This is a genomic window from Klebsiella sp. Ech2A (assembly GCF_030078455.1).
In the GTDB taxonomy this organism is placed as follows: Bacteria; Pseudomonadota; Gammaproteobacteria; order Enterobacterales; family Enterobacteriaceae; genus Klebsiella; species Klebsiella terrigena.
The window spans coordinates 1-9,271 of sequence record NZ_JAQGFU010000176.1; the positions used below are offsets into that span (position 1 = coordinate 1).

Genomic DNA, 9,271 nt, shown 5'->3' on the forward strand with positions numbered 1-9,271 from the left:
TCGCGGCGGTGCACCAGTGGCTAAATAATATTGCGAATAATGGACATCAACCAGACGCGCTAACCGACAGGAGAGATGGCTATGAGTCGCTTAGTCGTAGTATCTAATCGTATTGCTCCCCCGGATGATAAAAAGGCCAGCGCCGGTGGCCTGGCAGTGGGGATTATGGGGGCCTTAAAAGCGGCCGGTGGGCTGTGGTTCGGCTGGAGCGGGGAAATTGGCGACGATAGCCAGCCGCTGAAAAAGGTCACTCAGGGAAATATTACCTGGGCCTCCTTTAATCTTAGCGAGCAGGACCACGACGAGTACTACAACCGCTTTTCCAACGCGGTGCTGTGGCCCGCGTTTCACTATCGTCTCGATCTGGTCGATTTTCAGCGCGACGCCTGGGAGGGCTATCAGCGCGTAAACGCGACGCTGGCGGATAAACTGCTGCCGCTGATTGAGCCTGACGACATCGTGTGGATCCACGATTATCATCTGCTGCCCCTAGCGCACGAGCTGCGCCAGCGCGGGGTTAATAATCGGGTCGGCTTCTTTTTACATATTCCCTTCCCGACCCCGGAAATATTTAACGCGCTGCCGCCGCACGCCGAGCTGCTTGAACAGCTCTGCGACTACGATCTGCTGGGCTTCCAGACCGAGAGCGACCGGCAGGCGTTTCTTGACTGCATCGCGTTGCAGACCCGCCTGACCACCCGCAGCGGAAACGCTCATGTCGCCTGGGGCAAACCGTTCCAGACCGAGGTCTACCCGATTGGCATCGACCCCGATGAGATCGCGCGTAGCGCAAAAGGGCCGCTGCCGCCGAAGCTGGCGCAGCTCAAAAGCGAACTCAAGAGCGTGCAGAATATCTTTTCCGTTGAGCGGCTGGACTACTCGAAAGGGCTGCCGGAGCGCTTCCTGGCCTATGAGGCCCTGCTGGAGAAATATCCCCAGCATCACGGCAAGATTCGCTACACCCAGATTGCCCCGACCTCGCGCGGTGATGTACAGGCCTACCAGGACATCCGCCACCAGCTGGAGACCGCCGCCGGGCGCATTAACGGCCAGTATGGGCAGCTGGGCTGGACGCCGCTCTACTACCTGAATCAGCATTTTGAACGCAAGCTGCTGATGAAAATTTTCCGCTATTCCGACGTCGGGCTGGTGACGCCCCTGCGCGATGGGATGAATCTGGTGGCGAAGGAGCTTGTTGCCGCCCAGGATCCGCAGAATCCCGGGGTTCTGGGGCTGGCGCAGTTTGCCGGCGCGGCAAACGAGCTGCCGACGGCGCTCATCGTCAATCCCTACGATCGTGATGAGGTCGCCGCGGCGTTGGACACCGCGCTCACCATGCCGCTGGCAGAACGTATTGCGCGCCACTCGGCGATGCTGGCGGTGGTTAAGGACAACGATATCCACCGCTGGCAGGAGAGGTTTATCGCCGACCTAAAGCGGGTAGAACCGAGAAATGAGGAGAGTCACCTGCAGCGTAAGGTGGCGACCTTCCCCAAACTGGCCTAGTTCGGACCTCAGGCTGGCGCTTCGGCGCTAGCCTTTCTCCAGCGATACCAGCAGCACGTCAACGCCGCTGCTGCCGACGATACTTTTCGCCGAGCAGGTGGCGCGGGAAAACAGGCTGTGGTTGTGGTTGCCGCAAATCACCAGATCCACCCGATGCTGCTGACAAAAATCCTTCACGTGATGGCCAAGTTCGCCGCTGGCGATGGTGATTTCCTCAATCGGATAGCCGGCATCCTGAGCCAGGCCGTTGAGAAAGCCGCGGGTTTCTTCATACATCAGATCCCGCAGGTTCTCTAACATCGGCGCCGCAAACTGGTTATACATTTCCGGGTCCGTTGCCAGCGTTATCAGGCTAATTTTGGCCTCAAGCGGGCGTGCGATAGAGACCGCCTTGTTGATAAGCGTCCGACTTTCCGGCGTTGGGGCAACGGCTACAAGCAGATGTGAATAGGGCATCAAGCCTCCTTAAGATACGCAAAATAACCCTTCTTCTTTTCTTTACTCCGATTTCCCTGTTCCCGCAAGGGCTATTGTTTGCTGCCAGGCCTGCCGCTGCGCGGGGCGCGAAATAGCGATTCTGGCAGCCCTCTCTCAAAAATGGTCTTTGGTTTTGCCATAAAAGAAAAGCTGTTTTATAAATCGGTGATGCGCGTTCACCCTCTCTTTGCGTTTTTGCCATTGCCGGGTCAGGGCTGGCAAAAATGAAAAGGTAACCCCGTTTTCATCCTTTTACTGTAGCCAGGTACCTACTCCCTTTTGGCCTGGCCAGAAAGATTGTCGGAGTTCACTAAAAATAACGACACAGGATTTACGGCGATGAAAACACGTAAAATCGGTTTGGCTAACTATCTTGCCTATGGATCGGGCGATTTCCTCGGCGCAGGAACCACCGCGCTCACCGCGGCATGGCTGCTCTATTTTTACACCACCTTTTGCGGTCTGTCTCCGATTCAGGCCACCCTTATCTTTGCCACCGCCAGGGTGCTGGATGCGGTAATTAGCCCGCTGATGGGCTTCCTGACCGATAACTTTGGCACCACCCGGCTCGGCAAACGCTTCGGCAGACGAAAGTTCTTTATCCTGCTGGGTATCCCCTGCGTATTCAGCTACTCAATGATGTGGGTAGGCGATATGGGGTTCTGGTACTACCTGCTCACCTATCTGCTATTTGATATGGTCTACACCATGATTCTGGTGCCGTACGAAACCCTGGTCCCGGAAATGACCGATGATTTTAAACAGAAAACGAAATTCTCCGGGGCGCGTATTTCGATGGCGCAAATGTCGGCAATCCTCGCCTCATTCCTGCCGGGCGTGCTGCTTACCCACTTTGGTAAGGACAATGCCATCTCCTTCTTTTACGCAAGCCTGGTGTTCTCGGTCCTCTGCGCGGTGATGCTGACGTTCGTCTGGTTCTTTACCTGGGAGCGCTCTCGCGATGCGTGGTCGGAGACGGCGCTGCGGGCCGAGGAGGAGAAGCGTAATCTCTCGCTGGCGCAGAGCCTCAATCGCCTGTTTATCGAGCTCACGTCGACGCTGCGCATTAAGATCTTCCGCCAGCATCTGGGTATGTATCTTGGCGGCTATATTGCTCAGGACGTGTTTAACGCCGTCTTCACCTACTACGTCGTCTTTGTACTGATGCAGGAAGCCGCCGTGGCATCCAACCTGCTCGGCACTATGGCCATCTTCCAGTTTATTGCGGTCATTGCCATGATCCCGCTGTGCATCCGCTTTGGGCCGGCGCCGTCCTATCGGATGGTGGTTATCCTGTTTGGCCTCGGCTCGCTCTCCTATGCGCTGCTTTACTACGCCGGGCTGAGCGACGTTTATTCGCTGCTGCTGCTGGTTTCCGCCATTGCCGGCCTCGGCCGCGGCGGGATCAACTATGTTCCGTGGAACACCTACACCTATATTGCCGACGTCGATGAGGCGATCACCGGCCAGCGTCGGGAGGGCATTTTCGCCGGCATCATGACGCTGACCCGCAAGGCCTCTCAGGCGGGAGCGGTGATGCTGGTGGGCATCATTATGCAGCTCTCCGGCTTTGTCTCCGGGCAGAAAACGCAGCCCGACGAGGTCAGCCACACCATCCTGCTCATTCTGAGCGTGGGCACGCTGGCGGTGCTGGCCTGCGGGTTCCTCGTCTCCCTGCGCTTTAAGCTCAACCTCGAGACCCACGGCGTGCTGCAGGCCGAAACGCGCAAAATGCGCCAATCGGGCCGGGCGCAGCCGGAGCTCACCTGCGCCGAGGATCGGGCGGTGGTAGAGATGCTGGCCGGTATGCCTTACGCATGCCTGTGGGGAAATAACAACATCGGCTATCTGAATCGCAATAAGCCTGCCGCGCCGTCCCTCAGGCAGGGTGCTGAAATGAATTCAACATGGAACAGAGGTTAATAATATGAAGGTTTGGCCTGTCAAACATAGCCCTTTACTGCGTCAGCCGGAGCGCTTTATTGCGCGCAACGAGCTGCAGGCGCTTATCGAGAAAGTGACCGACAATCTGGTCAATATTCAGGACGAAACGGGCGCGTTTCTGCTACGGCTTGACGATGGGCGGGTCATTGATACCAAAGGGTGGGCCGGCTGGGAGTGGACCCACGGCGTCGGTTTATACGGTATCTATCAGTACTACCAGCAGACCGGAGATATCGCAATGCGCGATATTATCGACAGCTGGTTTGCGGACCGCTTCGCTGAAGGCGCGACCAGCAAAAACGTCAACACCATGGCGCCATTCCTGACCCTGGCCTGGCGCTATGAGGAGACCGGCAGGCAGGAGTATCTGCCGTGGCTCGACGGCTGGGCCGAATGGGCAATGCACGAGATGCCGCGCACCCGTCACGGCGGGATGCAGCACATCACCCTGGCGGAGGAGAATCATCAGCAGATGTGGGACGACACGCTGATGATGACCGTGCTGCCGCTGGCGAAAATCGGCAAATTACTCAACCGACCGCAGTATGTGGAAGAGGCGACATACCAGTTTTTACTCCACGTGCAAAACCTGATGGACCGGGAAAGCGGGCTGTGGTTCCACGGCTGGAGCTATGAGGGCCAGCATAATTTCGCCCGCGCCCGCTGGGCGCGCGGCAACAGCTGGCTGACGATGGCGATCCCGGACTTTCTCGAACTGGTGGACCTCCCCGAGCACAGCGCGGTGCGGCGCTATCTGCTTCAGGTGCTGAATGCGCAAATTGCGGCGCTGGCAGCGTGCCAGCACGAGAGCGGTCTGTGGCATACGCTGCTGGACGATCCGGATTCGTATCTGGAGGCGTCGGCAACCGCCGGTTTTGCCTACGGTATCCTGAAGGCGGTACGTAAACGCTACGTGAGCCGGGAGTATGAGCGCGTCGCGGAGCAGGCCATGCGCGGGATCGTGCAAAATATCTCCCCGCAGGGGGAGCTGCTGCAAACCTCATTCGGCACCGGAATGGGCTCGAATCTCGACTTCTATCGCCAGATCCCGCTCACCTCGATGCCCTACGGGCAGGCGATGGCGATCCTGTGCATGACGGAATACCTGCGCCGGTATTTCTGACGGCGAACTTTACCGGCTCTGCGCCGTGGGGTCGGAGGAGGGCGCAAAAAAAGAAACCGGCATAAGCCGGTTTCTTTATCGTTTATCAGAGCGGTATTACATCCGCTCGACGGTTTCAATACCTAAGGTATCCAGACCGGTCTTCAGGGTTTTGGCGGTCAGCTGCGCCAGCTTCAGGCGGCTGTTGCGCGTCTCTTCGCTTTCCGCGGAGAGGATCGGGCAGTGCTCGTAGAAGCCGGAGAACAGGCCGGCCAGATCGTACAGATAGGCGCACATGACGTGCGGGGTCCCTTCGCGCGCAACGACGGTCAGCGTCTCTTCAAACTGCAGCAGGCGTGCGGCCAGCTGCGCTTCGCGATCTTCGGTGATGATGACCGGCGCCGCGGCCAGAGCGCTTTCGTCGATCTCCGCTTTGCGGAACACCGACAGCACGCGGGTATAGGCATACTGCATGTAAGGCGCGGTGTTGCCTTCAAACGCCAGCATGTTGTCCCAGTCGAAGATGTAGTCGGTGGTGCGGTTCTTGGACAGATCCGCATATTTTACCGCCCCGATCCCAACCGCGTTAGCCAGCTTCTCCAGCTCGTCGGCAGGCATATCCGGGTTTTTCTCGGCAACCAGGCGACGCGCGCGCTCCAGCGCTTCGTCCAGCAGGTCGGCAAGCTTCACGGTACCGCCGGCGCGGGTTTTGAACGGCTTACCGTCTTTACCGAGCATCATGCCAAACATATGGTGCTCCAGCGGGACGGAAGCCGGCACGTAGCCCGCTTTACGCACGATGGTCCACGCCTGCATCAGGTGCTGGTGCTGGCGGGAGTCGATGTAGTAGAGCACGCGATCGGCGTGCAGGGTTTCGTAGCGGTATTTTGCGCAGGCGATATCGGTGGTGGTGTAGAGATAGCCGCCATCCTTTTTCTGGATGATAACGCCCATCGGTTCGCCGTCCTTGTTTTTGTACTCATCAAGGAATACTACGGTGGCGCCTTCGCTCTCAACGGCCAGGCCCTGCGCTTTCAGATCGGCAACGATACCCGGCAGCATCGGGTTGTACAGGCTTTCACCCATTACGTCGTCGCGAGTCAGGGTCACGTTCAGGCGGTCATAGGTAATCTGGTTTTGCGACATGGTAATGTCGACCAGCTGGCGCCACATCTGGCGGAAGTACTCGTCGCCGCCCTGCAGTTTAACCACGTAGCTGCGGGCGCGCTCGGCGAAGGCTTCGTCTTCGTCGTAGTGCTTTTTCGCTTCACGGTAAAAGCCTTCGAGGTCCGCCAGCGCCATTTCGCCGGCATTTTCCTGCTGCTGCTTTTCGAGCCAGGCAATCAGCATCCCAAACTGGGTGCCCCAGTCGCCGACGTGGTTAGCGCGAATCACCTTGTGGCCGAGGAACTCGAGGGTGCGAACCGCTGCATCGCCAATGATGGTGGAGCGCAGGTGGCCGACGTGCATCTCTTTTGCTACGTTGGGCGCAGAATAGTCGACGACGATAGTCTGCGCCTGCGGCTGGGCGACGCCAAGGCGCTCTGCGGACAGCGCCTGGCTAACGTTGGCGGCTAAAAACGCCGGGTCGAGGAAAATATTGATGAAGCCAGGCCCGGCGATTTCGACCTTATTGGCAATGCCGTTCAGATCGAGATGAGACAGCACCTGCTCTGCCAGTTGTCGCGGTGCCATACCCAGTTTTTTAGCGACCGCCATCACGCCGTTGGCCTGATAGTCACCGAACTGGATTTTTGCTGACTGGCGGACCTGCGGTTCGCAATCGGCAGGGGCGCCTGCCGCGATCAGGGCGTGGCTGACTTTTTCTGAGAGAAGAGCCTGAATATTCACCGGAATACCTTACTTTTGAGGCGCCGTAACCCCTGCAGGGTGGCGCCGGAATGTGGACAAATTAGGGCAGGAGTATACTGCATTTGCACCCCTGCGTCAGCCCTGCACGCGCGTTGCCGGGCGGCGTGCTTAACGAATAACCAGCGCGGGCAGGATAAAGAAGATTGCGGGTTGGTCGCCGCCGGGAAACGCGATAAATTAGCCCCTTTAGCGAGCGTCGAGGTCAAGAATGGCGAACTGGCAGCAAATTGATGAACTTCAGGATATTACCGCGGATCTGCCGCGCTTCACCGAGGCGTTAGGCCAGCTGGCCGCGCGGCTCGGGCTGGATATCGCGCCCCTGTCTGCGGACCACATCTCGCTGCGCTGTCATCAGAATACAACCGCGGCGCGCTGGCGCCTCGGGCTTGAGCAGTGCGGCACGCTGCTGTCGGAAAACACCATTAACGGTCGGCCTATCTGCCTGTTTAAGCTGGATGAACCTGCGATCGTGGCGCACTGGCGCTTTAGCGTGGTTGAACTGCCGTGGCCTGGGGAAAAGCGCTACCCGCACGAGGGCTGGGAGCACGTTGAGATTGTGCTCGCCGGCGAGCCGGAAACGCTTAATGCCCGCGCGCTGGCGCTGCTCTCCGACGACGGCCTCAGCCAGCCGGGGATCTTCGTCAAAACCAGCTCGCCGAAAGGGCAGCACGAACGCCTGGCAAATCCGACGCTGGCGGTGACGGACGGGAGCGTGACGATCAAGTTTCACCCGTGGTCCATCGAGCAAATTATCGCCAGTGAAAAAACGGATGCGTAACAGTGTGAAGCTACGCGGTTTCTGAGCGGAAAAATCGTGACATGCTGTGTTGCCCGCGGCGTGAATGGAGAATGGAATGACGCTACTGGAAGTATGTTGTTACAGCACGGAGTGCGCCGAGGAGGCGCAGCGACGCGGTGCAGACCGCATCGAACTGTGCGCTGCGCCGCAGGAGGGAGGGTTAACGCCGTCGCTGGGCGTGCTCAAAGCGGCCCGCAGGACCCTGACTATCCCGGTGCATCCGATTATTCGCCCGCGCGGCGGTGATTTTTGCTACACCGAGGGCGAGTTTGCGGCGATGCTCGACGACGTGGCGACGGTGCGGGAACTGGGTTTTCCGGGCCTCGTGATCGGCGTTCTGGACGCCGACGGTCGGGTTGATACCGCGCGGATGCGTAAAATTATGGCCGCGGCGGGACCGCTGGCGGTGACCTTCCACCGAGCTTTCGATATGTGCGCAAACCCGTATCAGGCCTACGTGGCGCTGGCTGAATTAGGCGTTGCGCGGATCCTGACATCCGGTCAGCAGGCGAGCGCAGAAAAAGGTATTTCATTAATTTTGGAACTTATTGCCCTGGGCGATACTCCAATCATTATGGCCGGAGCAGGTGTGCGAGCAGCAAACCTGCCGCAGTTCCTGGAAGCCGGCGTAAAAGAAGTGCACAGCTCCGCCGGCCAGTGGCTGCCTTCGCCGATGCGCTTTCGTAATTCCAGGCTGTCGATGTCTACGGATGCCGAAGCAGATGAATATTCACGCTATGCCGTTAACGGCGCAGCGGTGGCGGAAATGAAGAGCATTATTTCCGCCTGAGTGCCCGCGTTGTTTGCGCCCAGCCTGCAGGCTGGTCAGCACAGCGGCCGTGGGCAGAGAGAGAAAACCGTTTTTTGCTGCACATCATGTCGCCCAATATGATGATTGCCCGTACCAGGCCCCTGCAATTTCAACAGGGGCCTTTTTTTATGCAAAATTTGGCGACCGATCGCCGGGGCGCGATGCCCGAGCGATCCTGACCGGGCGGCGTTAGCGCGCTTTTTTTGCCAGCGACTGCTGAGTTTCAGGCCTGGTGGCGATTATCACCGCGCGCAGCGGTGCGGGATAGCCTTCGAGGGTTTTGCTGCTGTCGTTCGGATCGAGGAAATCCGCCAGCGATTCGGTGGTCATCCATTCGGTGCGGCGCTGCTCTTCGGTACTGGTCACGCAGACGTCAACGATCCGCACGTCGACAAAGCCGCATTTTTCCAGCCACATTTTCAGCGCAGCCGCCGAAGGAATAAAGTAGACGTTGCGCATCTGCGCGTAGCGATCGCCCGGTACCAGCACGGTATTTTCGTCACCTTCAACAACCAGCGTCTCCAGCACCAGCTCGCCGCCTTCGACCAGCTGATCTTTGAGCTGCCACAGATGGTCGAGCGGGGAGCGGCGGTGGTAAAGCACGCCCATTGAAAATACGGTGTCAAAGGCGTTCAGCGCCGGCAGCTGCTCAATGCCCAGCGGCAGCAGATGGGCGCGCTGGTCGTTGCCCAGCAGCTTGCGCACTGCTTCAAACTGGCATAAAAACAGCTGCGTCGGGTCGATACCCACCGCCAGATGC

Annotated in this window: 8 protein-coding genes and 1 pseudogene; 6 read left to right on the forward strand and 3 right to left on the reverse strand. The window is 58.7% G+C overall.

The features are described 5' to 3' along the window. Both PFH44_RS27960 and otsA read left to right on the forward strand, forming a co-directional pair. Positions 1-107 (forward strand): annotated as a pseudogene (locus PFH44_RS27960) (trehalose-phosphatase); the annotation flags it as partial. Then, complete coding sequence (otsA, locus tag PFH44_RS21810; RefSeq protein WP_283826117.1) at positions 82-1,506, forward strand: alpha,alpha-trehalose-phosphate synthase; 1,425 nt, start codon at positions 82-84, stop codon at positions 1,504-1,506. The pseudogene PFH44_RS27960 and the gene otsA, both read left to right, overlap by 26 nt. Positions 1,507-1,533: 27 nt before the next feature. Here otsA and uspC read toward each other — a convergent pair whose 3' ends face one another. After that, the gene (uspC, locus tag PFH44_RS21815) at positions 1,534-1,962 is read right to left on the reverse strand and encodes a universal stress protein UspC (protein WP_283826118.1); all 429 of its coding nucleotides are present in this window, start codon (positions 1,960-1,962) and stop codon (positions 1,534-1,536) included. Between the two features lie 360 nt (positions 1,963-2,322). On the opposite strand from uspC, the gene PFH44_RS21820 reads away from it, so the two are divergent. Continuing rightward, positions 2,323-3,906, forward strand: coding sequence for an MFS transporter (locus tag PFH44_RS21820; RefSeq protein WP_045859251.1), 1,584 nt, complete (start codon positions 2,323-2,325; stop codon positions 3,904-3,906). A gap of 4 nt (positions 3,907-3,910) precedes the next feature. Next, positions 3,911-5,050 (forward strand): beta-galactosidase BglB, encoded by a 1,140-nt coding sequence (gene bglB / locus PFH44_RS21825; RefSeq protein ID WP_283826119.1) that lies wholly within the window; start codon positions 3,911-3,913, stop codon positions 5,048-5,050. Between the two features lie 96 nt (positions 5,051-5,146). Here the strand turns inward: bglB and argS are convergent, their stop codons facing one another. Continuing rightward, on the reverse strand, positions 5,147-6,880 hold the full coding sequence (gene argS / locus PFH44_RS21830; RefSeq protein ID WP_283826120.1) for an arginine--tRNA ligase: 1,734 nt from the start codon (positions 6,878-6,880) through the stop codon (positions 5,147-5,149). 229 nt (positions 6,881-7,109) lie between these two features. On the opposite strand from argS, the gene PFH44_RS21835 reads away from it, so the two are divergent. Both PFH44_RS21835 and cutC read left to right on the forward strand, forming a co-directional pair. Next, positions 7,110-7,679: a VOC family protein gene (locus tag PFH44_RS21835; RefSeq protein ID WP_045859244.1), complete on the forward strand. Its 570-nt coding sequence runs from the start codon at positions 7,110-7,112 to the stop codon at positions 7,677-7,679. A gap of 76 nt (positions 7,680-7,755) precedes the next feature. Continuing rightward, the gene (cutC, locus tag PFH44_RS21840; protein ID WP_045859243.1) at positions 7,756-8,490 is read left to right on the forward strand and encodes a copper homeostasis protein CutC; all 735 of its coding nucleotides are present in this window, start codon (positions 7,756-7,758) and stop codon (positions 8,488-8,490) included. A gap of 210 nt (positions 8,491-8,700) precedes the next feature. On the opposite strand, the gene cmoB is transcribed toward cutC, so the two are convergent. Beyond that, positions 8,701-9,271, reverse strand: a 571-nt coding sequence (gene cmoB / locus PFH44_RS21845; RefSeq protein WP_283826121.1) for a tRNA 5-methoxyuridine(34)/uridine 5-oxyacetic acid(34) synthase CmoB, incomplete at its 5' end; no start/stop codon positions are given.

Coding starts and splice junctions, on each gene's coding strand:
- PFH44_RS21820 (WP_045859251.1), top strand. CDS start 2,323: ATGAAAACACGTAAAATCGGTTTGGCTAACTATCTTGCCTATGGATCG.
- bglB (WP_283826119.1), top strand. CDS start 3,911: ATGAAGGTTTGGCCTGTCAAACATAGCCCTTTACTGCGTCAGCCGGAG.
- otsA (WP_283826117.1), top strand. CDS start 82: ATGAGTCGCTTAGTCGTAGTATCTAATCGTATTGCTCCCCCGGATGAT.
- cutC (WP_045859243.1), top strand. CDS start 7,756: ATGACGCTACTGGAAGTATGTTGTTACAGCACGGAGTGCGCCGAGGAG.
- PFH44_RS21835 (WP_045859244.1), top strand. CDS start 7,110: ATGGCGAACTGGCAGCAAATTGATGAACTTCAGGATATTACCGCGGAT.
- uspC (WP_283826118.1), bottom strand. CDS start 1,962: ATGCCCTATTCACATCTGCTTGTAGCCGTTGCCCCAACGCCGGAAAGT.